At 39.3% G+C, this 26032-nt stretch carries 23 protein-coding genes; 15 read left to right on the top strand and 8 right to left on the bottom strand.

What is annotated here, in order from left to right; all coding sequences use genetic code 11:
• Positions 1-35: 35 nt before the first annotated feature.
• Positions 36-2045: a urocanate hydratase gene (locus ABDZ97_RS15150; RefSeq protein WP_343789610.1), complete on the top strand. Its 2010-nt coding sequence runs from the start codon at positions 36-38 to the stop codon at positions 2043-2045.
• Positions 2046-2107: 62 nt separating this feature from the next.
• Positions 2108-3511, top strand: coding sequence for a dihydrolipoyl dehydrogenase (lpdA, locus tag ABDZ97_RS15145; RefSeq protein WP_343789607.1), 1404 nt, complete (start codon positions 2108-2110; stop codon positions 3509-3511).
• A 66-nt stretch (positions 3512-3577) separates the two neighbouring features.
• Here the strand turns inward: lpdA and ABDZ97_RS15140 are convergent, their stop codons facing one another.
• Both ABDZ97_RS15140 and ABDZ97_RS15135 read right to left on the bottom strand, forming a co-directional pair.
• Positions 3578-5257 (bottom strand): DUF4139 domain-containing protein, encoded by a 1680-nt coding sequence (locus tag ABDZ97_RS15140; protein WP_343789604.1) that lies wholly within the window; start codon positions 5255-5257, stop codon positions 3578-3580.
• A 128-nt stretch (positions 5258-5385) separates the two neighbouring features.
• Positions 5386-6054 carry a porin family protein gene (locus ABDZ97_RS15135; RefSeq protein ID WP_343789601.1) on the bottom strand — a complete coding sequence of 223 codons (669 nt, stop codon included), beginning with the start codon at positions 6052-6054 and terminating at the stop codon, positions 5386-5388.
• Between the two features lie 308 nt (positions 6055-6362).
• Between ABDZ97_RS15135 and ABDZ97_RS15130 the strand changes: the two genes are divergently transcribed.
• The 3 genes from ABDZ97_RS15130 (at position 6363) to ABDZ97_RS15120 (ending at position 10636) form a co-directional block, all read left to right on the top strand.
• A complete protein-coding gene (locus ABDZ97_RS15130; RefSeq protein ID WP_343789598.1) occupies positions 6363-8717 on the top strand; it encodes a hybrid sensor histidine kinase/response regulator in 2355 nt (784 codons plus the stop codon).
• Positions 8714-10060, top strand: a complete 1347-nt coding sequence (locus ABDZ97_RS15125; RefSeq protein ID WP_343789595.1) for a sigma-54-dependent transcriptional regulator — start codon at positions 8714-8716, stop codon at positions 10058-10060. The genes ABDZ97_RS15130 and ABDZ97_RS15125 overlap by 4 nt, the downstream gene beginning before the upstream one ends.
• A 132-nt stretch (positions 10061-10192) precedes the next feature.
• Positions 10193-10636, top strand: a complete 444-nt coding sequence (locus ABDZ97_RS15120) for a response regulator (RefSeq protein WP_343789592.1) — start codon at positions 10193-10195, stop codon at positions 10634-10636.
• 146 nt (positions 10637-10782) lie between these two features.
• On the opposite strand, the gene rplT is transcribed toward ABDZ97_RS15120, so the two are convergent.
• The 4 genes from rplT to thrS all read right to left on the bottom strand — a co-directional run bounded on the left by rplT (position 10783) and on the right by thrS (position 13970).
• Complete coding sequence (rplT, locus tag ABDZ97_RS15115) at positions 10783-11130, bottom strand: 50S ribosomal protein L20 (RefSeq protein WP_343789589.1); 348 nt, start codon at positions 11128-11130, stop codon at positions 10783-10785.
• 95 nt (positions 11131-11225) lie between these two features.
• Entirely contained in the window at positions 11226-11420 is a 195-nt protein-coding gene (rpmI, locus tag ABDZ97_RS15110) for a 50S ribosomal protein L35 (RefSeq protein ID WP_343789586.1), read from the bottom strand.
• A 39-nt stretch (positions 11421-11459) separates the two neighbouring features.
• Positions 11460-12008 carry a translation initiation factor IF-3 gene (gene infC / locus ABDZ97_RS15105; RefSeq protein WP_343789583.1) on the bottom strand — a complete coding sequence of 183 codons (549 nt, stop codon included), beginning with the start codon at positions 12006-12008 and terminating at the stop codon, positions 11460-11462.
• Between the two features lie 21 nt (positions 12009-12029).
• Positions 12030-13970 (bottom strand): threonine--tRNA ligase, encoded by a 1941-nt coding sequence (thrS, locus tag ABDZ97_RS15100; RefSeq protein WP_343789580.1) that lies wholly within the window; start codon positions 13968-13970, stop codon positions 12030-12032.
• A gap of 335 nt (positions 13971-14305) precedes the next feature.
• On the opposite strand from thrS, the gene ABDZ97_RS15095 reads away from it, so the two are divergent.
• From ABDZ97_RS15095 to ABDZ97_RS15050, 10 genes are all read left to right on the top strand, one after another.
• A complete protein-coding gene (locus ABDZ97_RS15095) occupies positions 14306-15436 on the top strand; it encodes a DegT/DnrJ/EryC1/StrS family aminotransferase (protein ID WP_343789576.1) in 1131 nt (376 codons plus the stop codon).
• Positions 15433-16749: a UDP-glucose dehydrogenase family protein gene (locus ABDZ97_RS15090; RefSeq protein WP_343789573.1), complete on the top strand. Its 1317-nt coding sequence runs from the start codon at positions 15433-15435 to the stop codon at positions 16747-16749. The genes ABDZ97_RS15095 and ABDZ97_RS15090 overlap by 4 nt, the downstream gene beginning before the upstream one ends.
• 2 nt (positions 16750-16751) lie before the next feature.
• Positions 16752-17747 (top strand): UDP-glucuronic acid decarboxylase family protein, encoded by a 996-nt coding sequence (locus ABDZ97_RS15085; RefSeq protein ID WP_343789570.1) that lies wholly within the window; start codon positions 16752-16754, stop codon positions 17745-17747.
• The gene (locus tag ABDZ97_RS15080; RefSeq protein WP_343789567.1) at positions 17747-18319 is read left to right on the top strand and encodes an acyltransferase; all 573 of its coding nucleotides are present in this window, start codon (positions 17747-17749) and stop codon (positions 18317-18319) included. The genes ABDZ97_RS15085 and ABDZ97_RS15080 overlap by 1 nt, the downstream gene beginning before the upstream one ends.
• Positions 18320-18322: 3 nt before the next feature.
• A complete protein-coding gene (locus tag ABDZ97_RS15075; RefSeq protein ID WP_343789564.1) occupies positions 18323-19357 on the top strand; it encodes a Gfo/Idh/MocA family protein in 1035 nt (344 codons plus the stop codon).
• Positions 19347-20642 carry a nucleotide sugar dehydrogenase gene (locus ABDZ97_RS15070; protein ID WP_343789561.1) on the top strand — a complete coding sequence of 432 codons (1296 nt, stop codon included), beginning with the start codon at positions 19347-19349 and terminating at the stop codon, positions 20640-20642. Before ABDZ97_RS15075 ends, ABDZ97_RS15070 begins: the two co-directional genes overlap by 11 nt.
• A 14-nt stretch (positions 20643-20656) precedes the next feature.
• Positions 20657-21712, top strand: coding sequence for a dTDP-glucose 4,6-dehydratase (gene rfbB / locus ABDZ97_RS15065; protein ID WP_343789558.1), 1056 nt, complete (start codon positions 20657-20659; stop codon positions 21710-21712).
• 1 nt (position 21713) lies between these two features.
• Positions 21714-22448 (top strand): tyrosine-protein phosphatase, encoded by a 735-nt coding sequence (locus ABDZ97_RS15060; protein ID WP_343789555.1) that lies wholly within the window; start codon positions 21714-21716, stop codon positions 22446-22448.
• A complete protein-coding gene (locus ABDZ97_RS15055) occupies positions 22445-22645 on the top strand; it encodes a hypothetical protein (protein WP_343789551.1) in 201 nt (66 codons plus the stop codon). The genes ABDZ97_RS15060 and ABDZ97_RS15055 overlap by 4 nt, the downstream gene beginning before the upstream one ends.
• A gap of 69 nt (positions 22646-22714) precedes the next feature.
• Positions 22715-23707, top strand: a complete 993-nt coding sequence (locus tag ABDZ97_RS15050) for an NAD(P)H-dependent glycerol-3-phosphate dehydrogenase (protein ID WP_343789548.1) — start codon at positions 22715-22717, stop codon at positions 23705-23707.
• On the opposite strand, the gene ABDZ97_RS15045 is transcribed toward ABDZ97_RS15050, so the two are convergent.
• Both ABDZ97_RS15045 and ABDZ97_RS15040 read right to left on the bottom strand, forming a co-directional pair.
• Positions 23708-24367, bottom strand: coding sequence for a DUF2306 domain-containing protein (locus tag ABDZ97_RS15045; RefSeq protein WP_343789545.1), 660 nt, complete (start codon positions 24365-24367; stop codon positions 23708-23710).
• A 174-nt stretch (positions 24368-24541) separates the two neighbouring features.
• Positions 24542-26005 (bottom strand): hypothetical protein, encoded by a 1464-nt coding sequence (locus tag ABDZ97_RS15040; RefSeq protein WP_343789542.1) that lies wholly within the window; start codon positions 26003-26005, stop codon positions 24542-24544.
• Positions 26006-26032 lie beyond the last annotated feature (27 nt).

Here is a 26032-nt window from a genome sequence, read left to right as displayed (position 1 = left end):
TTATTAACTTTGTAACCGATACAAAATCGAATAGAATGACATTAGAAGAATTTCATCAGGACATACGACAGGGAATACCTACAATAATACCGGGAAAACAACCCGTAGACCCTACGGTTAACCACGCTCCCAAACGAAAAGAAATACTTACTCCGGAAGAAAAAAAACTGGCAGTTCGTAATGCATTGCGCTATTTTCCGAAAGACCAGCATGCAGAGTTGATTAACGATTTTCTTGATGAATTAAATACATATGGTCGTATCTATATGTATCGCTACCGGCCTCAATACAAAATGTATGCGAGAGACATTAGTGAGTATCCCGGTAACTCTGAACAGGCAAAAGCAATCATGTTAATGATTCAAAACAACCTGGATCACGCAGTCGCGCAACACCCCGATGAACTGATCACTTATGGAGGTAACGGAGCTGTTTTTCAGAATTGGGCGCAGTACAGATTAACTATGAAATACTTGTCCGAGATGACGGACGAGCAGACTTTGGTAATGTATTCAGGACACCCGATGGGATTGTTTCCGTCCCATAAAGATGCTCCCCGTGTTGTGGTGACGAATGGAATGATGATTCCAAATTATTCAAAACCGGATGACTGGGAACGTTTTAATGCATTGGGAGTAACCCAGTATGGACAAATGACAGCAGGGTCGTACATGTATATCGGACCTCAGGGGATTGTTCATGGAACGACGATTACTGTATTAAATGCCGGAAGAAAAATTGCGAAAAACGGAGAAGGACTTGCCGGAAAGCTGTTTCTTACTGCAGGTCTGGGTGGGATGTCCGGGGCACAACCGAAAGCAGGAAATATAGCAGGTTGTATTTCGGTTACAGCAGAAGTCAATGATAAAGCAACTATTACGCGACATTCACAAGGTTGGGTGGATGAAGTAATAGGTGATTTGGATGAATTATGTGATCGGGTGAGAAAAGCGAAAGAGAACAAGGAAATTGTTTCTATTGCTTTTAAAGGAAATGTCGTTGATGTTTGGGAAAAGTTCCTGAAAGAAAACATATATGTGGATTTAGGTTCGGATCAGACCTCGTTACATAATCCATGGGCAGGAGGGTATTATCCTGCAGGAATGACTTATGAGCAGTCAAATGAAATGATGGCAGCTGAGCCTGAAAAATTCAAAGAAAAAGTACAGGAGTCTTTAAGAAGACATGCTGATGCTGTAAATGCACATGCGGCAAAAGGAACGTATTTCTTTGACTATGGAAATGCATTTCTTTTGGAAGCTTCTCGTGCAGGAGGCGATGTGATGGCGGAGAATGGAATAGATTTCAAATACCCTTCTTATGTACAGGATATATTAGGCCCCATGTGTTTTGATTTCGGGTTTGGACCTTTCCGTTGGGTATGTGCTTCAGGGAAACCGGAAGACCTTGCAAAGACCGATGAGATTGCACTGCGTGTAATGGAAGAAATTAAAGCAGCGTCACCGAAAGAAATTCAGCAGCAAATGTCGGATAATATCCAATGGATCGTTGGTGCGCAGGAGAATAAACTGGTTGTAGGAAGTCAGGCTCGTATTTTATATGCTGATGCGGAAGGAAGAATGAAAATTGCAGAAGCGTTTAATAATGCGATTGCTGCAGGAGAAATCGGACCGGTTGTTCTCGGAAGAGATCACCACGATGTTTCCGGGACAGATTCTCCTTATCGTGAAACATCAAATATTTATGATGGCTCACGATTTACTGCAGATATGGCAATTCAGAATGTTATCGGAGACTCTTTCCGTGGTGCAACCTGGGTTTCTATCCACAACGGTGGAGGAGTAGGTTGGGGAGAAGTAATTAACGGAGGTTTCGGAATGCTTTTGGATGGTTCAAAAGAAGCGGATAGAAGACTTAAAATGATGCTCCACTGGGATGTGAATAACGGAATTGCCCGTCGTAACTGGGCGCGTAACGAAAATGCAATGTTTGCTATTAAACGAGCAATGGAAGTTGAACCACGACTAAAAGTAACGCTTCCCGAACTGGTTGATGACAAACTACTGGAAAGTGCTAACTTGTGATAGTTATCTCTTTGAGATACGAAAGAAAAATTAACTTTGTAAGTATTCAAATAAACTGAGACATGAGTAAATATGATGTGACCATAATAGGTTCAGGACCCGGAGGATATGTCGCAGCTATCCGTTGTGCACAGCTGGGAATGAAAACGGCGATAATTGAAAAATATGCTAATCTGGGAGGTACATGTCTGAATGTAGGATGTATTCCATCCAAAGCATTATTAGATTCTTCGGAGCATTTTCATAATGCAAAGCACAATTTTGCAAAACACGGGATTGTGATTGAAGAACCTAAAGCTGACCTGACACAAATGATCAAGCGTAAATCAGAAGTGGTTGATCAGACAAGTGGCGGAATCAAGTTTTTGATGGACAAAAATAAAGTTGATGTTCTTCAGGGAGTAGGATCTTTTGTAGATAAGAATCATGTAAAAGTAACAGATTCTGAAGGAAAAGAAACTACTGTTGAAACGAAATATGCGATCATTGCAACCGGTTCGAAGCCAAATTTCTTCCCGGGAATGGAGCCGGATAAAAAGCGGATCATTACTTCAACGGAAGCATTGAAATTAGATGAGATACCTAAGAAAATGATTGTCATTGGAGGAGGTGTTATTGGTTTGGAACTTGGGTCTGTTTATGCGCGTTTGGGAGCGGAGATTGAAGTGGTTGAGTTTGCAGACTCCATTATTCCTACTATGGATCGTACGTTAGGAAAAGAGTTGACGAAGGTCTTGAAGAAAGAAGGTTTTAAGTTTAATCTTCAACACCGCGTACAAAAAGTAGAAAATACCGGAAAAGGAGTTAAGGTTGTTGCTTTGGACAAAAAAGATAACGAAGTAACATTTGAAGGAGATTACTGTCTTGTTGCTGTGGGAAGAAAACCGTATACGCAAGGTCTTGGTCTTGAGAATGCAGGGGTAAAACTAAATGATCGCGGTCAGGTTGAAGTAAATGAACATCTTCAGACAAATGTACCGGGAATTTATGCAATCGGAGATGTTGTAAGAGGTGCAATGCTTGCGCATAAAGCAGAGGAAGAAGGTGTTTTTGTTGCTGAATTGTTAGCGGGACAAAAGCCACACCTTAATTATAACCTGATTCCGGGAGTCGTATATACCTGGCCGGAAGTTGCGGCAGTTGGTAAGACTGAAGAGGAATTGAAGGCAGCAGGAATTGAATATAAAGTAGGGTCTTTCCCGATGAAAGCACTTGGGCGAGCTCGTGCAAGTATGGATATCATGGGACTGATCAAGGTGCTTGCTGACAAAGAGACCGATGAAATTCTTGGTGTACACATGATAGCGCCACGTGCAGCAGACCTTATTATGGAAGCTGTAACTGCAATGGAATACCGGGCTTCGGCTGAAGATATTGCCCGTATCTGTCATCCACACCCAACTTTCTCGGAAGCGATTAAGGAAGCTGCTTTGGATGCGTCAGAAGGTCGTCCTTTGCACGTTTAATAGATAAGAGAATAAAGTAATAAAAAAGCAGGTTATCAATTAACCTGCTTTTTTGTGATGATTGGATTAGAGAAAAAGTTGTTTGTGTTTGTCTGACTTTACAGAATAACCAAAACGAAGAGTTTTATTCTCTTTACCTTTTAGTGTCATATTCCATTCCAGTATTCCGGTTGTTTCGTTTAACCGGGCTTTTCCTTTGTCGAGAATCTCAATCTCAATTTCTTCATTATTTGTGACAGGAACCTGATCTTCGATTACCAGATGAATGGTTGACGACTTCTGATTTTTAATTTCAATTTCATAGTAGTAAGTAGACATCTTTTGCGATCCCAGTAATTTTTCTTTAAAAGATTTTTTATCCATTCGCCTTTTAATTAACACATTCTGATCAATACCAAGCCCCAGACGTAAAGTGTCATTCATAGATCCGGGGTCAAGGTAAGTTTCGCCCATATAAGCGCCATCAAAAAATACGTTAGCACGTGCGGGGAGAAGCTGGAGATCTTCCAGGTTTGTTAGTTCGGCCACCAGGTATACAGATTCATTGAGCTTAGGGGCTGCATAATGTTTGAAGGTTGACGGTAGTTTTTCGTTATTAACCAGTATCATGTGCGATTTATTGTCAGAAGGAATCGTATAACTAAGGTCAATAACAAACTCTGCGGAAATCATATGTTGAACTATTGTTGTAAAGTCAGCGCTGCTCTTACTCTCGGATGCAATTTTATCTTTGGTGGTTTCATATTCCGCCATTTCTTCTTGTTTGCTAAGTCGTTTGTATGCATCCTGTTGGATGGCGCCACTTTGAGGTTGTTGGTTGTACATTTGATAATCAATATACCACGGATGTAATTCCGGTTTATTTCTGTTTTGATGTGGGTCATTTGTGGAAAGACTTAGTTTGACATTTTCCCATTTAATTCCTGAGTTTTGGTAAATATTTGCTTTATAGGTCAGATCAATTGTATTTTGAGTACCTGAGCTTCTCAGGTCATATTGAGGAGACCAACCTGCGTTGTTGATAAGGTAGGAAAGATTTATTTTCCCGGACACATACTGACTAGCTTGCAGTGTTACGATAATTCGAGGGACAGGTTGATTCGTTACGGGAGAAGAAAGCCCATTGCTATTGCCATAATTTTTTAAGGCTTCTAGCCGTTCCTGCATACGGTTTAATTTCTTTGTGGTTTCAGCTTCCTGTCGTTCCAGTTTCATCTGAATAGTATTTAACTCATTCATCTTTTTGAAATAATACTCTAACGCTTCTTTCAGCATAGGAATAGAATCATTTACTTTTCCCTGTCCTTTAATGGCACCGTTATTTGTAAGTATGAGTTTGGAGGACTTTATTACGGAAATCTGATTGTTAATATCCGTGATGGTATAAGTGATATTCGATATAGAATCAGAAAGCAGCGTGATACTTTTAGTGATATGAGCCGGAAATCCACTTTTATCTATTGGTGCGGGTTCGGGATAATATAATTCATATTTGGAATCCAGAATAACAACATCACCAGAAACGGTTAATTGTAATGTTTGTGGAGAGATATTAGTAGATATTCCTTCAATAATAACCTTGTTTACTCCGGATGAAACCGAGTAGTTGGTTTTATGGTACAACATAGCTCCACGTGTATAGACTCTTACGTCTGTCAGAGTTGATTGTAATGGTTTTTCCTGAGTTGCCCTAACTGTATTGGAAACCAGAAATGCTGTGAGAATAAATGCGAAACAATATTTCATGATGTTCTATTTTCAATGCGGTACACCTGAAAATAGAATAGGTTCATTTTGCCTAAAAATAATCATGCCCGCCAGAAGACCTGACAGGCACGATTGTGAACTACTACTACACACACTAAACTAGTTGATCAAAATAAAAGTCCTAAACTCAGAGATAAATTCTGGTTATACATATTGTTTCCATTTACCTTACCAATACGTTCTAATCCAAAACTGTGGCGTATGTCGAGGTAAACTGTCTGATTTGATTTGGTCGTTGAGTAGAACCCAATTCCGTACAAAAAACCCGGATTAAAGGTGTTCAAGTCCTCGAGACGGGTTCGTTCGTCATAATCTCTTAGATTCTCTTCTCTGTATACATTATGTTGGTCACCGTATAAGAAGAAATTAAGACTGGGTCCTGCCATAATACCTACGCGGAATTTGTCTCCACCAACACTAAGATGTGCCAGTAAGGGAACAGATGCATACAAGAGATTGGTTCGTGTTACATAATCGGCAGGTCCGAATTCATTCCAATCCACAATAACACCGGTTCTGTCGCGGTACATAGATCTGTAATCGAGTAAGAAGTCAGCACTAAGTGCGAAAAAATTAGTGAAATTAAAACGGGATGAAATCCCTGCTGTTGTATGAAAACCTAAACGTTCTCCATCGACATCACTTACGCTTATGTCTGATGCTCCCATTCCAAAACGCGGTCCTACCTGAAATCGTCCGATTTGTGCTTCTGCGTATACTGTAAAAAGTAATGACGCAGCTAAGATTATTCTTTTGAGTGATTTTGAATTTTTCATAACGATGCGTTTTTGTTTGCTAGAGTAGTTTCAACTACCGTTCCAATTCATTTTGTTTTTTGTAAGTTGAAGATTTGCAGCGGGTTAAGTTGTTACAGGGTAATGTCTTTTTGTTTCAAAATGAAACAGGTTTCCGGATTTGGAACAAGAAGCGATTAGTGTTATCTTTGGTTGTGAAGAACAACTGCTTTTATTTTTTAGATAAGAAGTTGTTTAGTAGTGTTTTATGCTGTATTTACTCTTGGTTGGAAAAGATATAATCATCTTTTGGTATTCAAATTGAAACATGAAGTGATAAAAATGGGATTATGGAATTATCAGAAAAGAATACAACTAAACGTATAATTTTACTGGTTATAGTAGGGGTAATTTGCGTTTTGGTAACGGCAGTTGTCTCGAATCGTTATTTGTCTGGGCTTTTGAGAGAGGTTTTGCACGAAGCAAAATCGGATCGGGAGGTGCGGTTAGTTGGCGAAGTGCAAAAGCGGTTTGCCGAAGCAGAACTCGCACTGCTATCCTTTAAAATGTATAATGACTCTGTTTATTATTTTGGTTACAGAAGGGCGCTTGAAGCGCAGGACTCTTTGAGAAATGAATTGCGAAAAGGAGAAAGTAATCGTGAAATAGCAGGCCTGATGAAGCAACTGGCTGAGCTTTCGGAAGAGAAAGAGGTGGTTCTTGATTCGTTATTCAGGTATGATTTTCTTCCCGATTTTCAAGGGGTGCTGGATGGTTTGGAGAGTGATCTGATTAATATTCCGGTAGTACAGAATGAAAAAAGATTATTACTTGCACAAAAGAAAATGCGGGAGCGTTACGAGGCTCAGGCAGGTAATGTTTTTGCGAATTTGAGGAATGAGCTTAAGAAAGCGATTCGTATTAGAGAGCAGGATTATGCCTGGATTCATGCTGAACTGATTAATGTGACGAATCGGATAGCAAAAGTCAGCAGGATGATCACCGAGAAGAAGACCGGTATCACGATGAGTAAAGGAAGTATTGCCGAAAAGAAAGCAGAACAAACAAAAATTATAATTCTTGTTTTCTCGTTAGTCATTGCCATATTGATGCTGGTTCTCATCTGGTTTATTATTCGTTATCAGAGGAGTGTAAGAGAGTCGAGGGAACAAGCGGAAAGAGCAAAGAAAAAAGCGGAAGAACTGGCGAAAACCCGGGAGGATTTTCTTGCTAACATGAGCCATGAGATCCGAACCCCTATGAATGCTATTGCCGGATTTACAGATGAATTACTGAAGTCCGAATTACAGCCGGATACTTTCGAATCGTTACTGGTTATAAAGAAGAGTTCGGATCATCTGTTACAAATCATTAATGAAATACTTGATTTTTCTACACTTGAAAAAGGATCAATGAAACTGGAGGCAGTAAAGTTTGATCCGGCATTAATCGTAGAAGATGTATTAACGATTGTGAAATCCGGGAGTTTAGAGAAAGGGAATAAAATCGAAGTGGAGTTTTCTGAAGATGTTCCCGAATGGGTGGTGGGAGATCCTTCCCGCCTTCGACAAATCCTGTTGAATCTTGTTGGAAATGCGACAAAATTTACAGAAAACGGACAGATAACAATTGAAGTGAATGTTCAGGAGAAACAGTCTGCTTACTGTGAGTTGGTATTTACGATCGCTGATACAGGTATCGGTATTCCGGAAGAAAAACTGGAGGGAATTTTTGATACATTCACGCAGGCCAGTTCAGATACATTCCGGAAGTATGGAGGCTCCGGTTTAGGTCTGTCTATTACAAAACGTTTGGTTGATTTATTTGGAGGGACAATTCACCTCGAAAGCGAGTTGGATAAAGGAACCGTTTTTACGGTTACAATCCCTGTTGATTTAGTAGAGGAGATTTCAGCAACAGAGAATCTGAAAGAAGAGGTAGAGGAGAAATTAAATCTGAATGGTTTGAAAGTGTTAATTGTTGATGATAATGAGTTTAACCGGAAACTACTCCGAACCTTGTTGAAACGAAATGGAACCGAAACCCACGAACTTTCTGATGGCACGGAAGTGATGAGCTATCTGGAGAGTAATCCGATCGATATTATTTTGATGGATTTACGTATGCCTGGAAAAGACGGAAGTCAGACAACAAGAGAGCTAAAAGCTGGTCAGGATGAACGTATTGCAGCAATCCCTGTGATAGGAGTCTCTGCGACTGTTTCACCAGAGGAAAAGAAAGAAGCGCTGGATTCGGGAATGGTAGCGATGGTTACAAAACCTTTTACAGAAACACGATTAATACATGTGTTACAGAAATTTGTTCCGTCAAAGTACAGAGTTCCGGTTGGGGAGCGATTGGATTTTACGGAGTTGGAATCGTTGGATGAAGGAGGAAATGGTTTTCTGATCGAATTATTAGAAATCTATATATCATCAACAGAAGAAGGGGTTGAAAATCTGGATCAGGCGTTTAAAAATCAGGATATACAGGCTATCCGTGAGGCGGCTCATAAGATTGCTTCTCCTAATAAACACATCGGAGCGATGACCTTGTACAATCATTTGAAAGAGTTAGAACGGATGGCTTTTTCGGGAGAAAGCTGGAAGGATCTTCGCGCAGTGATGATTGAAGTCGATGAAGAGTACAAAGCAGTGCGATATATGGTTGAGAAGAAATTAACAGAATTGAAAAGGAAAATATGAATCCGAGTTTAAAAGTTGCAATTGTTGAGGATAATGAATGGTTTAATAAGTTTTTGTGTCACATAGTCAGCTTGATTCAGGAATATGAAGTACGAAGTTATTTTTCGGGAAATGACTTTTTAAAGGATTTGGATAATTTCAAACCGGATATTGTATCTCTGGATTATCGTCTTCCGGATATGACGGGAAAAGAGTTGATGAAAAAAGTAAAATCGCTAGATCCCTCTATGGATATTCTTATTGTGTCAGAACAGGAAGATGTGCAGACGGCTATTGAATTGATGAAAAGTGGAGCTTCCGAATATCTGGTGAAGACAAGGGAGATGAAAGTTAATTTGTTGAATTCACTCCGGCATATTTCTGAAAATCGTCAGCTTAAATCTGAAATCAGAGGCTTACGTTCGGAGGTTGTTAAGAGACACGATTTCTCTCGTTCTATTATTGGAAATTCATCTGCCTTACAAAGATCACTAAAGCTGGTTGAAAAGGCTTTGTCGTCAAATATTTCGGTTGTCATCAATGGAGAGACAGGAACCGGGAAGGAAGTTCTAGCAAAAGCAATTCATTATGGTTCTTCTCGGAAAGAGGGACGTTTTGTAGCTGTAAACGTGGCAGCAATTCCATCTGAATTGATAGAAAGTGAGCTTTTTGGTTTTGAGAAAGGTGCTTTTACACATGCTACCAATAAGAGAATCGGAAAATTTGAAGAGGCAGACGGAGGTACTTTGTTTTTGGATGAGATAGGTGAAATGCCTCTGGGAGTACAGGCAAAACTATTGAGAGTTCTACAGGAAAAAGAAGTTGCACGCCTCGGGAGTAATGTGGAGATAAAGATAGATTGCAGGATTATTGCGGCTACACATCGGGATTTGTTTGAAGAGGTCAAAAAGGGAAATTTCAGGGAAGATTTGTATTACAGGCTTTTTGGTTTAAATGTTATTTTGCCTCCGCTTCGGGAACGTGATCAGGATGTAATACTACTGGCTGAATATTTTAGCAAAACATTTGCAGAGGAGAACGGGTTAGAGACAAAACGTTTAAGTGCTTCCTCAAGGGAAAAGTTGTTAGATTATTCATGGCCAGGAAACATCAGAGAGCTAAAGTCCGTTATAGATCTTGCCTGTATTTTAACAGATAGTGATACAATTGAACCGGAACATTTAAGTCTACGTTCCTCTATTGATACAAAAGACCTGTTGGGAACAAATAAAACATTGCGTGAGTATTCAATAGAAATAGTGAAACATTTTCTTGAGAAACATGACAATGACATCAGTAAAGTCTCCCGACTTTTAGATGTTGGAAGAACTACTATTTACAGAATGTTGAAGGAAAGTGAGTGATTCAAAATAGAAACAAACTGTTTCATAATGAAACAGTTTGGATTTTTCGTCTTACTTCAATTTATTGTTTTTCAGTGTTTTGTGTTTTATGGTATATAACTTGCCAGTTATAAAGAAACTGGTGAAAAACGAATGAGGACCATAAAAATAATAACTGTAGAAGATGATCCGTACTTTCTCAGAATCATGAACCAAAGTATCCGGAAACTGATTGATAGTCCGGTTTTTGAAGGGTACACATTTGAAATAAAGAGCTTTTCTACCGGACATGAGGCGTTGGAAGAGGTGGCAGTTTCTGTGGATATTTTGGTGATTGATCTGGTTTTACCCCCGTCAGGCAAGGGGAAAAATATTCAGGGACTTGATATTTTGCGAGAGATAGAGGCGAGAAAGAGACAATGTGATATTATCGTTGTTTCGGGAGAGGTAAATATTGAGCGTGTTTCTGTGTTTTTCGGTAACAGAGTGAAAGGTTTCGTACCTAAGGATGAAAATATGATCAATCGTTTGGTCAGATTGGTAGAGGTGTTGTTACTGAAACGAATTGGGTGTACAGAAATACCCGGACAGAATTAACGAATAGGAGGATGCCTGGTTTAGTTTAATTTGGTTGTATCCCGGACTGGAGAACTTAGGTTAGGGGATTGGTTTTAACTAAACAAAAAAATCCCGGCAATTTATTGCCGGGATTTTTCTGATATAGAGAGAAAATTTTGTTTGTATTACTTCTTAACAGCGTTTACAACTGCCGCGAATGCATCAGGGTGGTTCATCGCTAAATCAGCAAGCGCCTTACGGTTCAAGTCGATATTATTAGCTTTTACTTTACCCATAAATTCTGAGTAAGACATTCCGTGCATTCTGGCAGCAGCGTTAATACGCATAATCCAAAGAGAACGGAAATTTCTTTTCTTTTGTTTACGACCTACGTAAGCGTACTGAAGACCTTTTTCAACAGCATTTTTCGCTACAGTCCAAACATTTTTTCTACGTCCAAAGTATCCTTTGGAAAGCTTCATCACCTTTTTGCGGCGAGCTCTTGAAGCTACATGATTTACTGATCTTGGCATAATCTTTTGTTTTTTGGAAGGAAGTGTTGTGTTATTTCAACAAACTTAGCTACTCACCCCCGGGTTTAACATTTAACCTCCTCCAGAGAGGATAATTACATTAACAACTGAACTTTGATGTTCGACTCGTCTGACTTGTGAACAAGTCCTGCGTGTGTCAATCTTCTTTTCTGCTTAGTGGATTTTTTTGTAAGAATGTGGCTTTTGAAAGCGTGTTTTCTTTTGATTTTTCCACTACCAGTAACGGTGAATCTCTTCTTCGCACTGGATTTAGTTTTCATTTTTGGCATTTTCTCTTTGTTTTGAAGTTACCTCTATATCAGACTCTCTTATTTCTTCTTGGAATTGATCATAATGGTCATTCGTTTTCCTTCCAACTTAGGCATTTGTTCCAACAAACCAACATCTTCAAGCTCCTGGGCAAATTTAAGCAGAAGGATTTCTCCACGCTCTTTGAAGACAATAGTTCTTCCCCGGAAAAAAACGAAAGCCTTAACTTTGTGACCTTCCTCTAAAAACTTACGGGCATGATTCAACTTAAAGTTAAAGTCATGATCGTCAGTGTTAGGTCCGAACCGGACTTCCTTCACCGTAACTTTAGATTGCTTGGCTTTTAGTTCCTTTTGTTTCTTTTTCTGATCATAGAGAAATTTCTTATAATCCAGAATTTTACATACCGGAGGATTGGCATTCGGAGAAATTTCTACCAAATCCAATTCCTGCTCCTGAGCCAGTTTCAGCGCTTGTGAAGTAGACATTACAGCTGGTTCCATTCCGTCACCCACTAAACGTACTTCTCTGGCTGAGATGCGTTCATTAATACGATGTTGTTCTTCCTGTTGTCTGGGTTGGAAGCGTTTCTTTGATCCTTTTCTCATTAAAAGTCTCTAACGTTTAATTTAATTTTTCTCTAATTCTTTCTTTACAGCTTCATTAAGAAGAGCAGTAAATTCCTCTACGGTCATAGAACCCAAATCTCCTTCGCCTCGTCGTCGTACAGAAACTTTGCCTCCCAGCATTTCCTGTTCTCCTACAATCAGCATGAAAGGGATTTTGTTTAATTCCGCTTCACGTATTTTCTTGCCTATCTTCTCGTTACGGCTGTCAACGAAACCGCGAATATCGGAATTTTTAAGGACATCCGAAACTTTTTCCGCATATTCATTGAATTTTTCACTAATAGGAAGTATAGCAAATTGTTCTGTTGTAAGCCATAAAGGGAAATCTCCTGCGCAATGTTCCAGTAGCACAGCAATAAAGCGTTCCATAGAACCGAAAGGTGCCCGGTGAATCATAACAGGACGGTGCTTCTCGTTATCACTTCCTGTGTATTCAAGTTCAAAGCGTTCAGGAAGGTTGTAGTCGACCTGAATTGTTCCCAGCTGCCACTCGCGTCCAAGTGCATCCTGAACCATAAAATCAAGTTTCGGACCGTAGAATGCAGCTTCTCCATACTCAACAATCGTGTTAAGGTTTTTCTCTGCAGCGGCCTCAATAATAGCTTGTTCTGCTTTTTCCCAGTTTGACTCTTCTCCGATATACTTTTCCGGTTTCTCCGGATCACGCAGGGAGATTTGTGCCTTGAAATTTTGGAAGTCTAACGTCTTGAAGATGTAAAGAACAAGATCAATAACCTTTTTGAATTCGTCTTTAACCTGTTCCTGTGTGCAGAAAATGTGCGCGTCATCCTGAGTAAATCCACGGACACGTGTAAGTCCGTGAAGTTCTCCACTTTGTTCATATCTGTAAACAGTTCCGAACTCTGCAAATCGAATAGGAAGATCTTTGTAAGAACGCGGCAATGCTTTGAATATCTCACAGTGGTGAGGACAGTTCATTGGTTTTAACAGGAATTCCTCATTAACATCAGGTGTATGAATTGGACGGAACGAGTCTTCTCCATATTTCGCATAATGTCCTGATGTTACATATAACTCCTTGTTTCCAATATGTGGAGTTACGACAGGGTCATATCCCGCCTTTCTTTGAGCTACACGAAGGAACTGTTCCAGTCTTTCGCGTAAGGCAGCTCCTTTTGGTAACCATAACGGAAGACCCTGACCTACACGTTGAGAAAAGGTAAATAAACCTAATTCCTTTCCTAGTTTCCTGTGGTCTCGTTTTTTTGCTTCTTCTAGTTTTTCAAGGTACTCAGTTAATTCAGCGTTTTTAGGGAATGTAATTCCATAAATACGAGTTAACTGTTTGTTATTCTCATCTCCCCGCCAGTATGCTCCGGCTATGGAAGTAAGTTTTACAGCTTTGATAAACCCTGTGTTGGGAATATGAGGTCCACGGCACAGGTCGGTAAAGTTCCCCTGTGTATAGAAGGTTATGTTACCGTCCTCAAGATCTTCAAGAAGTTCCAGTTTGTAAGGGTCTTGCTTTTCCTTGTAAAAGGCAATCGCATCATTCTTTGATATTTCCTGACGAATATAAGGACTCTTTTGTTTTGCCAGTTCTATCATCTTTTTCTCGATCTTTTCGAGATCTGCTTCTACAATGTGATGGTTTTCAAAATCAATGTCGTAGTAAAAACCATTCGCAATGGGTGGTCCGATTGCTAATTTTATTCCCGGATAAAAGAATTCAAGAGCTTCTGCCATCAGGTGAGCGGATGAGTGCCACATCGTAGACTTACCTTCCGTATCATTCCAGGTCAACAATTGAAGTGTGACATCCGTCGTCAAAGGACGTGTTGCGTCAATTACTTCATTGTTTACTTTCGCTGCCAGTACATTTCTGGCAAGACCTTCGCTGATGCTTTTGGCTACATCTAACGCTGAGACTCCTGATTCGTATTCTCGAACCGAGCCGTCAGGCAGAGTTACTTTTATCATAATATACTTAATTTTTAACTGCAAATATACAGGAAAAAGCAAATAAAATATAGCGTTTTATGTTAGGAGTTCATGAAATGATATCGGGTTATCAACGGTATAAGATCAACTCCTTTTTGTTGGTATCAATCTCCCATTTACTGAATTTGTCCAGAATGCCTTATTTCTTGAGGTCGTAAATTATAATGTGGAACTCAAGAAAAAGTATCCGGAGGTTTTGTTTACCTTAAGAAGCTCTGATTTTAACTATTGGATTGTCTGTCAGGAGTCGGGTTGATTGTTTTTACTTATATTTACAACTTGAAAAAAAGAGCACGATTTCAATCGTTATAAGTATGAAAAAAATTCAAATGGTAGACTTGATTACTCAGTACGAGAATATTAAGTCGGATGTTGATACTGCTATTCAGGAGATTTTATCAAAAGCACAATTTATTAATGGGCCTTATGTGAAGCAATTCCAGTCGGATATGGAAGAGTATCTTGGGGTAAAGCATGTGATTCCATGTGCTAATGGAACAGATGCGCTTCAAATAGCTCTCATGTCTTTGGACCTTCAGCCGGGGGATGAAGTTATTACACCTTCATTTACCTATATAGCTACTACAGAGGTGATTGCTTTGTTGCGCTTGAAGCCTGTTTTTGTAGATGTGAATGAAGATGATTTCTGCATGGATGTTGAACACCTAAAAAAGGTGATCACTTCCAAAACAAAAGCAATTGTCCCGGTTCATTTGTATGGGCAGGCGGCAAATATGGAGGAGATTATGAAGATAGCTGACGAGAAGGGGATAAAAGTGATAGAGGACAATGCACAGGCTATTGGATGCGATTACAAATTCTCGGATGGTACGATAAGAAAGACAGGTACGATCGGACATATTGGAGCGACTTCATTTTTCCCCTCAAAGAACTTGGGCTGTTATGGAGATGGAGGAGCTATTTTTACCAATGATGATGAGTTAGCTGCCAAGATGAGAATGATTGCCAATCATGGTCAGAGTGAGAGGTATTATCATGATGTTGTTGGGTGTAATTCCCGGTTGGATTCTATTCAGGCAGCTGTTTTGGTTATAAAGTTGAAAAAACTTGATGAATACATTGCTGCACGGAATAAAGTGGCGGAATACTATGATAACGAATTATCGAAGATTCCTGGTATAAGGGTTCCGGAAAGAACTCCTCAGTCGAATCATGTCTTCCATCAGTATACACTCCAGTTGGAAGGTGTTGATCGGGATGGATTACATAAATTTTTGGCAGAGAAAGATGTACCGAGTATGATTTATTACCCGGTTCCCGGGCATAAACAGAAGATGTTTGCTTCATTCGGTTTATCAGATTCTGATTTGCCTGTTACAGACACACTCACTGAGAAAGTACTTTCTTTACCTATTCATACAGAGATGGAACAAGAACAATTGGTCTTTATCTGTGAGGCGATAAAAGAGTTTGTAGGAAAATGAAAAAAATAGCAGTAGTAGGAACAGGGTATGTTGGTCTGGTTACTGGTACCTGTTTTGCAGAGACAGGTAATCAGGTTGTTTGTGTTGATATTGACGAACAAAAAGTCGAGAAAATGAGGAATGGTTTCGTTCCCATTTACGAACCTCACCTGGATGTACTTTTTGAACGAAATATTAAAGCAAATCGTTTAAGTTTTACGACAAGTCTAGAGGAAGGTATTGAAGATGCTGAAATCATTTTCCTTGCTTTGCCTACGCCTCCGGGAGAGGATGGATCGGCGGATTTATCCTATATCTTGGGTGTTGCAGATGAATTAGGGAAACTTATCAAAGAGTATAAAGTAATTGTAGATAAGAGTACTGTTCCTGTTGGGACAGCTGAGAAAGTTCATGCTGCTGTTCAGGCGAATGCTAAGGTTGATTTCGATATTGTGTCTAACCCTGAGTTTTTACGTGAGGGATTTGCTGTTGATGATTTCCTGAAGCCTGATCGTGTGGTGATAGGAACTTCTTCGGAGAGAGCAGAGAAAGTGATGGAACAGCTTTATAAGCCATTTGTGCGACAGGGAAACCCAATCATTTTTATGGACGAGAAATCTGCTGAACTTACAAAGTATGCGGCTAATTCTTTTCTTGCAACAAAGATTACCTTTATGAATGAAATTGCTAATTTCTGTGAGAAGGTAGGCGCTGATGTAGACAAGGTTCGTATAGGAATCGGTTCTGATACAAGAATCGGTAAGCGTTTTCTGTTTCCTGGAATAGGGTATGGAGGGTCTTGCTTTCCAAAAGATGTTCAGGCATTAGTAAAGTCAGGACGAGAGGAGAACTTTGAGTTCGAAATTCTCAATGCGGTAATGGCGATTAATGAACAACAAAAAACCGTTCTTCTCCCGAAAATAAAGAACTTTTTCAGAGGAAACCTAAAAGGAAAAAGAATAGGGATGTGGGGACTGGCCTTTAAACCGGATACAGATGATATTCGAGAAGCTCCGGCACTTTACATGATAGAAGCCTTGTTAAAAGAGGGTGCGCAAATCAAAGCGTATGACCCTGAGGCTATGGAAAATGTAAAAAGTCAGATTGGAGACGTTATTAGCTATGAGGCGAATGAATATGATGCGTTGAAAGAGGTGGACGCTTTAATTATTTGTACAGAATGGGGAATATTCAGAAACCCTGATTTTGGAAAAATGAAAGAAAATATGAAGGACGCCGTTATTTTTGACGGAAGAAATTTATTTGATATTGAAGAAATGACCTCTAAAGGTTTCTACTATAATTCCATTGGACGAAAAACGATAGAGAAATAATCATGAAAGATCGCAAGCGCGTACTTATAACCGGTGCTGCCGGATTTTTGGGGTCACATCTTTGTGATCGTTTTATCAGAGAAGATTATCATGTAATCGCAATGGATAACTTGATAACAGGTCGCTTAAAAAATATTGAGCATTTGTTCAGGTTGGAAAACTTTGAGTTTTATCATCATGATGTTTCCAAGTTTATTCATGTACCCGGCAGACTGGATTATATCCTCCATTTTGCTTCTCCGGCCAGTCCGATAGATTACTTGAAAATACCTATTCAGACATTGAAGGTAGGGTCGTTAGGAACACACAATTGTTTGGGACTGGCTAAAGCGAAAGGAGCAAGAATCCTTGTAGCTTCTACTTCAGAAGTATATGGAGATCCGGCTGTTCATCCTCAGACGGAAGATTATTGGGGGAATGTTAACCCGATAGGACCCAGAGGTGTTTATGATGAAGCGAAGCGTTTTCAGGAAGCCATGACAATGGCGTATCATACATTTCATGGGCTGGAAACAAGAATCGTACGTATTTTTAATACATACGGACCTCGGATGCGTTTGAATGACGGGCGTGTATTGCCGGCCTTTATTGGACAAGCTTTACGGGGAGAAGATCTTACAATTTTTGGAGATGGATCACAGACCCGTTCTTTTTGTTATGTAGATGATCTAATTGAAGGAATATACAGGCTATTACTGAGTGATTATCACCTACCTGTAAATATCGGTAATCCGGATGAAATTACTATTCTGGATTTTGCACGTGAAATCATTAAGTTAACAGACTCGGATCAAAAACTAATAATGAAAGAACTTCCGGTTAATGATCCAAAACAAAGACAACCGGATATAACAAAAGCAAAAGAATTATTAGGGTGGGAACCCAAAGTTCCCCGATCCGAAGGTTTGAAAAGAACGTATGCGTATTTCAAGTCTTTGTCAAGAGAAGAACTTTATGAAACAGAACATAAGGATTTTGAAAACTTTATTGTAAGGTAATGAATTATTTTGCGCACGAAACAGCCATTATTGATGAGGGGTGTATCATTGGTGAAGGAACAAAAATATGGCATTTTTCCCATGTTATGCCAAACTGTTTTATAGGCGAACAGTGTAATATTGGTCAGAATGTTGTTGTCTCTCCTGGAGTAAAATTAGGTAGTAACGTGAAAGTTCAAAATAACGTTTCAATCTACACCGGTGTAATATGTGAAGATGACGTTTTCTTAGGTCCTTCTATGGTTTTTACAAATGTCATTAACCCCAGAAGTGCTATCGTCCGAAAAGAAGAATATAGGGAGACGTTAGTGAAAAAAGGTGCATCTATTGGAGCAAATGCAACCCTTGTTTGTGGATGTACAATTGGTGAGTATGCTCTTATTGGTGCAGGGGCAGTTGTTACAAAAGATGTTCCTGCATTTGCTCTTGTCATCGGTAACCCGGCAAGGCAAAACGGTTGGGTCAGTGAATATGGTCATAAATTGGAATTTAGAGAGGATGATACTGCGACTTGTCCGGAATCAGGACAGTTATACAGTATCGAAGATGGAATGGTGAAAAGAATAGCATAAGAGATGTTGGAAAATAGAAAAATTAGATTTGCAGTTGTAGGGTGCGGACACATAGGAAAACGACATGCGGAAATGATTAGCCGAAATGCTGAGGCTGAATTGGTTGCGTTAGTGGATGTGTTGCCAAAAGAATCTTTAGGAATAGAATCGTATCAGGCGCCTTTCTTTCAGAGTATTGAAGAAATGATTGCTGCAGATTTGGATATTGATGTTGTGAATATTTGCACCCCAAATGGAGTGCATGCATCTCAAAGTATTCAGGCATTGAATAATCGGTATCATGTTGTTTGTGAAAAACCAATGGGGTTATCAAAGGATAGTTGTGAGCAGGTTATTTTCAAAGCCCTTCAGGTTTCTCGCCATGTTTTTTGCGTTATGCAGAATCGATACTCTCCTCCTTCTGTTTGGATTAAAGACATAATTTCAAGTGGTAAACTTGGAGAGATTTTTATGGTGCAGTTGAATTGCTATTGGAATCGTGATGAGCGTTATTATAAAAAAGAGGGTTGGAAAGGACGTCAGGATTTGGATGGCGGGACCTTGTTTACCCAATTTTCACATTTTATAGATATTATGTACTGGTTGTTTGGAGACATAAAAAATATCCAGGGAAAATTTAAAGACTTTACCCATAAAGAACTTACGGATTTTGAAGATTCGGGATTCGTAAGTTTTGAATTTATAAATGGAGGTATAGGGAGTTTAAATTATTCGACAGCTGTTGCAAATCAAAATCTGGAAAGCTCAATTACCATTATCGGTTCGAAAGGAAGTGTTAAGATAGGAGGACAATATATGAATGAGGTTGAAGTTTGTAATATTGCCGGATATGATATGCCGGAGTTGGCAGCTTCCAACCCTCCTAATGATTATGGACCTTATAAAGGTTCGGCTGCCAATCACCATTATGTGATTGAAAATGTTGTGGACACACTAAAAGGAAGAACATCTGCTACGACAAATGCCCTGGAGGGATTGAAAGTAGTTGAAATAATAGAACGAATTTATAATTTAAGAGATAGACAACATGATTTATAATAAACTACTGAACGGAGAAGCTAAACTGGCTGTTATCGGACTAGGATATGTTGGTCTGCCAATTGCACTTGAGTTTGCAAAAAAAATTAAGGTTATAGGGTTTGACATTAATGCGAAGCGCGTTGAAATGATGCGAAATAATATTGACCCGAGTAATGAATTGGAAGCTTCAGCTTTTGAAGGAGCCGATATTCATTTTACGGCAGACCTGGATGAACTTCGTGAAGCGAACTTTTTCGTAGTGGCTGTACCGACTCCAATTGATGAGTCAAACCTTCCTAATTTAAGTCCTCTGATCTCTGCCAGTACGACAGTAGGAAAGGTGCTTAAGAAAGGGGATTATGTTGTCTTTGAATCTACGGTTTATCCGGGGTGTACGGAAGAGGATTGTATTCCGGTACTGGAAGAAGTTTCCGGTTTGAAGTTTGAAAGTGATTTTAAGGTAGGTTATTCTCCAGAAAGAATAAATCCGGGAGATAAAGTACACACTCTCCAATCAGTGGTAAAAGTTGTCTCAGGATGTTCTCAGGAGTCATTAGAGGAGATCGCAAAAACATACGAATTAGTTGTGGATGCCGGAGTTCACAGAGCAGCTTCGATTAAAGTAGCCGAGGCCGCTAAGATTATAGAAAACACGCAACGAGATGTGAATATTGCTCTGATTAATGAGCTTTCTATCATATTTAACCGATTGGGAATTAATACGTATGATGTTCTTAATGCTGCGGGTACAAAATGGAATTTCTTAAAATTCCAACCGGGACTTGTCGGAGGACACTGCATAGGAGTCGATCCTTACTACCTTACACATAAGGCGAAACAAGCAGGCTATCATGCGAAGGTGATTAATTCGGGTAGATATGTGAATGATTCGATGGGATTCTACATCGGAAAACAAACTGTGAAGAAGATTATCGCTATGGGACGTAACATCATGGATGCACGTATACTTGTGATGGGAGCGACGTTTAAGGAGGATGTGAGTGATATTCGTAATTCCAAGGTGATTGATGTAATTAGAGAGCTAGAATCTTTTTCATGTAAAGTAGATGTGGTGGACCCTCATGCGTCATCTGAAGAAATGTTAGAGGAGTATGGTGTGTCAATTATGAAAGAACCGGGGAAAGATTACGATGCTGTTATTCTTGCGGTGAATCATAAAGAATACCAGACCTATACGGAAGATGATTTCAAAGCGTTACTAAAAGAACAAAAAGGTGTTTTTGTTGATGTAAAGGGTATCTATAAGGGTAAAATCAACGATTTAATATACTGGAGTTTATAAGGAGAAGGTTTATAATGCAAAAGAAAAGAATTCTTGTAACAGGAGGAGCCGGATTTATTGGCTCGCACGTTGTCAGGTTGTTTGTTACGACATATCCGGAATATCAGATTGTAAATTTTGATAAACTGACGTATGCCGGAAATCTTGAAAACCTGAAGGATGTAGAACAAGCTCCTAATTATTCTTTTTTTAAGGGAGACATCAGGAATACAGAAGATCTTGACCGTGTATTTGAAACCTATGGAATAACGGATGTTATTCACCTGGCAGCGGAGTCTCACGTAGACCGATCGATCAGTGGACCGATGGAATTTGTACTAACAAATGTCGTCGGGACGGTGAATCTTCTGAATGTGGCAAGAAAATTTTGGGGAGAAGAGGAGGGGCATCGCTTCCACCATGTTTCTACTGATGAGGTATACGGCTCCCTTGACGAAGATGGACTCTTTTCTGAAAAAACACCCTATGATCCGCGGAGTCCTTACTCGGCATCTAAGGCATCTTCAGATCATTTTGTCAACGCCTATTTTCATACGTATGGCCTACCGGTTGTGCTATCAAATTGTTCTAATAATTATGGCTCTCATCACTTCCCGGAAAAGTTGATTCCGCTAATGATCCATAATATTCAAAACAGAAAGCCATTGCCGGTGTATGGAACCGGTGACAATATTCGGGATTGGTTGTGGGTAGAGGATCATGCAAAAGCTATAGATGTAATTTTTCACAAAGGGAAGTCCGGAGAAAAGTATAACATAGGCGGATTGAACGAATGGAAGAATATTGATCTGGTCCGTTTCCTTTGTAAATTGATGGACGAAAAACTTGGGCGGGAAGCAGGTGAATCTGAAAAACTGATCACTTTTGTGAAAGACCGTTCAGGACATGATAAAAGGTATGCAATAGATGCTGATAAGCTGGAAATGGAACTGGGATGGAAACCTTCTATTACATTTGAAGAAGGATTGGAAAAGACAGTAGATTGGTACCTTGAAAATCAGGATTGGGTAGAACACATTACCTCCGGAGATTATCAGGATTATTACAGGGAGCAATACCAAAATCGTTAATATGGCTCTCTTTGATTGGTTAAAGGGAAAGAGTAGAAGAGTAGCTGATCTGGGAAAGCTTGGAGTTGATGTTCACAGTCATTTGATCCCCGGAATAGATGACGGATCCAGGACAATGGATGAAAGTTTGGGCATGATTCAAAAATTCCATTCACTGGGGTATCGAAAGTTGATTACAACACCTCATGTTATGACGGACTTCTATAAGAATACTCCGGAGATTATTACTTCCGGGATGGAAAAAGTGAAGTCGGAGATAATGAAATATGAAATTCCGATCGAATTAGAAGCCGCAGCTGAATATTATTTTGATGAACAATTGATTCCAAAAATAGAAAAAGGGGAGATCCTCGTTTTTGGAGATAAGTATGTGTTGTTTGAGTTTTCTTTTAATCAGGAACCTCAGAATATAGAAGCTCTGTTATTTACTTTTCAAAAGCACGGTTATCATCCTGTTTTGGCGCATTATGAAAGGTATGGGTACTATGACACTGTGAGGAAAGCTGAGGAATTACGTGAGCGAGGTGTGAAAATACAAATGAACCTGAATTCACTTACTGGGCATTACGGTCCAAAGGTTCGAAAACAGGCAGAACATCTTGTTAATCAGAAACTGATTGATTTTGTCGGCTCTGATTGTCATCGTATAGAACATTTGAATTTGCTTGAAAATAATCTTGAAAAATCGTACTTTCATAAAGTATTGGATCTTGATCTGATAAACTACACCCTATGAAAAAACTGATCATACTTACTTTTGGAATACCTGTATTGGTGTCCTGCTCAAAACCATCTTTTTGTGAATGTGTCAAGAAAACAACTGCTGATCAGCTAGAGTATGAGGGAAAATGCGCTTACCTGAATGAAATGACTCCTGATGAGTTTGATTTGGAAATGGGAAAATGTGAAATGGAACTTATGGATTATCAGTAAAGGATAATCTCTTTGAACGCTTTACTCATTCATAAATAATGCTAATTTTGTCGGGTATATTAATAAGTCGTGGATAGAAAAATAGCAGTAATAGGTGGAGGTAGCTGGGCTACTGCTTTGGTAAAGATTCTTTGTAACAATCTACCAAAGGTATTTTGGTATATGAGAAATGAAGCCGCCGTAGGTCACTTGTTAAAATACAGACACAATCTGAACTATTTGCAATCCGTTGAGTTTGATCTTGAAAAAGTTGAAATTTCAACAGATTTGATTCAAATTATTGAACAGGCGGAGATTGTTATTATTGCTACACCTTCTGCTTTTCTTGTTGAGTTGTTTAAAGATATTCCAGAACATCTGTTTGATGACAAGATTGTCTTTTCAGCAGTGAAAGGAATTATTCCTGAATACAATGCTATCCCCGCCCGTTTTATACATAAGACATTTGGTACGCCTTATGAGAAGATCGGAATAATTAGTGGGCCATGTCACGCGGAGGAGGTTGCTCTGGAACGTCTTTCCTACCTGACTATTGCCTGTCAGTCCGATTCGATTGCAGAAGAACTGGCTGAGATCATGGCGTGTCGTTATATCAAGACAACAACTTCTGACGATTTATTTGGTACTGAACTTTCGGCGGTATTGAAAAATGTATATTCAATTGCTTCGGGAATTTGTTCCGGTTTGGGGTATGGAGACAACTTTCAGGCTGTTCTAATAGCAAATGCAATTCAGGAAATCGAAAACTTTATAGATGAGGTCAGTCCGATCCACAGGGATGTAAAATCATCAGCTTATCTGGGGGATTTATTAGTTACGGCCTATTCGAAATTCTCCCGAAACAGAAGTTTCGGATTTATGATCGGTAAAGGATATTCTGTAAAGACTGCCCAAATGGAGATGGATATGATCGCAGAAGGCTATTATGCTACAAAATCGATTATAGAGATCAATAAAAAATTCCAGGTGGAAATGCCGATTGTGGAAGCTGTTTACAATATTATTTATCAGAAAATTTCTCCCGTAATTGAAATGCGAATTCTTTCTGACAAGTTGAGCTAACTAATCTTTTGAAATCGTTTCAGGCGTATACACCGGTTCTTTCTCTACTTTGTGTAACCAATATATAATTACAAATGTGCCAATTATCCCGGGGATAAACCACCCTATAAATCCGGAGAAAAAGCTGTTTACTACTACAAATGCTGTTGCGGCAGAAATATAACCGCCAATCATTTTTCCAAGATGTAATTTGATCCACTTTTCCCGAAGTTGTTCTGGATTTCGGTATAACTTCAAGTCTCGTAAAGCAAAAAAGAACCCTACTCCTGCAAAAGTAGTCAGGACGATATTAATCTGCCGAAAAAAAATCAAAGGAATAGCAATCATTAAAACTGCAGTTACCAGCATGACGAATGAGATCAGTTTGTCAAACAGGAGTGATACATTTTTCCTTTTGAATCGGGAAGCTCGGAATCCGGTAATGACAAAATAAAGACTGAAAACTCCAATCGCAATTAAAAAAGGACTTTCGTGGCTAGGAAGGCTGGCAACGATAATAGCAAGAATCCCTGAGCCAAGCATCGAATAGAAAAAAAAGAGTCCGGCTACTTTATGTAGTTTTTTCCCTTTTCGGGAGGAAAGAGCTATAAGCCCTGAAAGTAAAGAGACGCCACCTAAAAATGCATGTATAAAAATCAGCAGATTGATCAGTTTCTCCATGGATGTATTATTTAAGCGACTAATTTTAACAGCTGATCAATGTACAAAAATAAAGCGATTAGTAACAGGAAAATTGGCTTTTATAAAAAAGAGAAGAGGAATGTTAATTCGCTAACATTCCTCTTCGTGGGTGTGGTCGTATAGGTAAGGGATTACTATTCCTGATATTAGATTTTACTTGCTTTGTAGATATTCAGTAACTCTTTGCTCATTTTTCAACTTGATACGTTCGATTTCTTCAAGTTTACGTCCACGTTGAGAAGATAAATAGTCCTGAAATACATGACTTAGGTACAGCGGTGATGTTGCATTACTTCCTGACTGAAATGTAGGAGAGCTGTGACAGGAAAAACAGTTGGCAAGATTACTTGCGTTGATATCACCAATTGATTTTTTAAAGGTTTGAGTGAAAGTTTCCATCGTCACATTAGCGCAATTTAAACTTCCTCTGGCATAACTTCCTTTTCCTGCATTACTGATGTTATAACCCAAACTATCAATAATATAGGCTTGTCTTTCAGGAGTAGTACCGTCCATGTTTAACCAGATTGATCCGTTGTAAAAATAATGAGACCAAACATCGTTCAGATTTTGTTTTACACAAGAGTTAATTCCTTGAATATTTGTAAAATTTTCAGGCTCATCCTGAGATGTGACCATAAAACTACCTGAAGGATCTCTGGGGACACCATATTCAAATAAGTCGAAAACCTGGTAAGGCGGTGTTCCATGTTTAGTCGCTGTATCATAAAGAATCCCTCCGATTCCCTGAACACTTCCTTTTTTGAATAATAGCTGATTGGAAGCGGAACTTGCAGAGTTTGCTTTCCAGTCATAGTTTGGTGCAAGATCATCATGCTCAAAAGTTGCCCAGATAAATTCAGGGTGATTTTCTACGACCCCGACAACGTGCATTCCTATTAGAGCGACGGTTGTATTTTGGAAAGTTTTACCATTATCGGTAGAAAGGTGAGCTGTTGTAGTGAAATAATCCGCTTGTTTGTCTTCAGGAATGGCATCAACGGGTACCCAGGAAACTTTTAACTCAAAAGATCCCACCGGGAACATAACTGAATTAGAATCCGGAATAATTTTATTGATAATTTCTTTCGCAAACTTAATAGCATGTTTGTACATGATTGGATTCATGTGGATGGAGTAATAAACAGTCTCACTTTTTTGAGATTTATTATAATCCGGATTAGTGGTTAATACAGCTTGTTTAGACCCGGCTTGTTGTGTGTCCTGTAAGACAACAGTGGCTCCTTGCGGAACAGTTATAAGATCCATTTTAGAAGAAATCTGGTGCACTTTGGATGGATTCAGGAATAAAGGTGTCCCGTTAGTGTCAGGTTTTGTGAGCCATAAAAACTTTTGCCAGGACCATTGGTGAAAAATAGCGTTGGTAGTACTGGAATTAGCAAAAGGACTTGTATTTCCTTCATTGGGTTCCGGGGTTTGAGAGTGAGGAAACCATGAAGGATCAGTCAGACATAATGAATCCGGGCTACTTGTTGTACTGAGGTAGTTGTTTTCGACAATAATCTCTGTTTCCTGTGTTTCTTCAGTAGTACAGCTGGTAAGGAAAAGTGAAGTTGTAAACCCTGCAAAAATCAGGAGGAAGGTTTTCTTTTTCATAGTATATGAGTGTTAAGATTTTCAGCA

This window comes from Wandonia haliotis, from assembly GCF_039523435.1.
GTDB classification, from domain to species: Bacteria; Bacteroidota; Bacteroidia; order Flavobacteriales_D; family Crocinitomicaceae; genus Wandonia; species Wandonia haliotis.
Note: the sequence above shows the minus strand (reverse complement) of the source record. Positions and strands in the feature narration are given on the sequence as shown.

Excerpts from the sequence above, each read along its gene's own strand:
- ABDZ97_RS15075 (WP_343789564.1), top strand. The coding sequence starts at position 18,323 with ATGTTGGAAAATAGAAAAATTAGATTTGCAGTTGTAGGGTGCGGACAC.
- ABDZ97_RS15040 (WP_343789542.1), bottom strand. The coding sequence starts at position 26,005 with ATGAAAAAGAAAACCTTCCTCCTGATTTTTGCAGGGTTTACAACTTCA.
- rplT (WP_343789589.1), bottom strand. The coding sequence starts at position 11,130 with ATGCCAAGATCAGTAAATCATGTAGCTTCAAGAGCTCGCCGCAAAAAG.
- ABDZ97_RS15080 (WP_343789567.1), top strand. The coding sequence starts at position 17,747 with ATGAATTATTTTGCGCACGAAACAGCCATTATTGATGAGGGGTGTATC.
- ABDZ97_RS15070 (WP_343789561.1), top strand. The coding sequence starts at position 19,347 with ATGATTTATAATAAACTACTGAACGGAGAAGCTAAACTGGCTGTTATC.
- ABDZ97_RS15090 (WP_343789573.1), top strand. The coding sequence starts at position 15,433 with ATGAAAAAAATAGCAGTAGTAGGAACAGGGTATGTTGGTCTGGTTACT.
- lpdA (WP_343789607.1), top strand. The coding sequence starts at position 2,108 with ATGAGTAAATATGATGTGACCATAATAGGTTCAGGACCCGGAGGATAT.
- rfbB (WP_343789558.1), top strand. The coding sequence starts at position 20,657 with ATGCAAAAGAAAAGAATTCTTGTAACAGGAGGAGCCGGATTTATTGGC.
- ABDZ97_RS15095 (WP_343789576.1), top strand. The coding sequence starts at position 14,306 with ATGAAAAAAATTCAAATGGTAGACTTGATTACTCAGTACGAGAATATT.
- ABDZ97_RS15085 (WP_343789570.1), top strand. The coding sequence starts at position 16,752 with ATGAAAGATCGCAAGCGCGTACTTATAACCGGTGCTGCCGGATTTTTG.
- rpmI (WP_343789586.1), bottom strand. The coding sequence starts at position 11,420 with ATGCCAAAAATGAAAACTAAATCCAGTGCGAAGAAGAGATTCACCGTT.
- thrS (WP_343789580.1), bottom strand. The coding sequence starts at position 13,970 with ATGATAAAAGTAACTCTGCCTGACGGCTCGGTTCGAGAATACGAATCA.
- ABDZ97_RS15060 (WP_343789555.1), top strand. The coding sequence starts at position 21,714 with ATGGCTCTCTTTGATTGGTTAAAGGGAAAGAGTAGAAGAGTAGCTGAT.
- ABDZ97_RS15130 (WP_343789598.1), top strand. The coding sequence starts at position 6,363 with ATGGAATTATCAGAAAAGAATACAACTAAACGTATAATTTTACTGGTT.
- ABDZ97_RS15140 (WP_343789604.1), bottom strand. The coding sequence starts at position 5,257 with ATGAAATATTGTTTCGCATTTATTCTCACAGCATTTCTGGTTTCCAAT.
- ABDZ97_RS15150 (WP_343789610.1), top strand. The coding sequence starts at position 36 with ATGACATTAGAAGAATTTCATCAGGACATACGACAGGGAATACCTACA.
- ABDZ97_RS15055 (WP_343789551.1), top strand. The coding sequence starts at position 22,445 with ATGAAAAAACTGATCATACTTACTTTTGGAATACCTGTATTGGTGTCC.
- infC (WP_343789583.1), bottom strand. The coding sequence starts at position 12,008 with ATGAGAAAAGGATCAAAGAAACGCTTCCAACCCAGACAACAGGAAGAA.
- ABDZ97_RS15125 (WP_343789595.1), top strand. The coding sequence starts at position 8,714 with ATGAATCCGAGTTTAAAAGTTGCAATTGTTGAGGATAATGAATGGTTT.
- ABDZ97_RS15120 (WP_343789592.1), top strand. The coding sequence starts at position 10,193 with ATGAGGACCATAAAAATAATAACTGTAGAAGATGATCCGTACTTTCTC.
- ABDZ97_RS15135 (WP_343789601.1), bottom strand. The coding sequence starts at position 6,054 with ATGAAAAATTCAAAATCACTCAAAAGAATAATCTTAGCTGCGTCATTA.
- ABDZ97_RS15045 (WP_343789545.1), bottom strand. The coding sequence starts at position 24,367 with ATGGAGAAACTGATCAATCTGCTGATTTTTATACATGCATTTTTAGGT.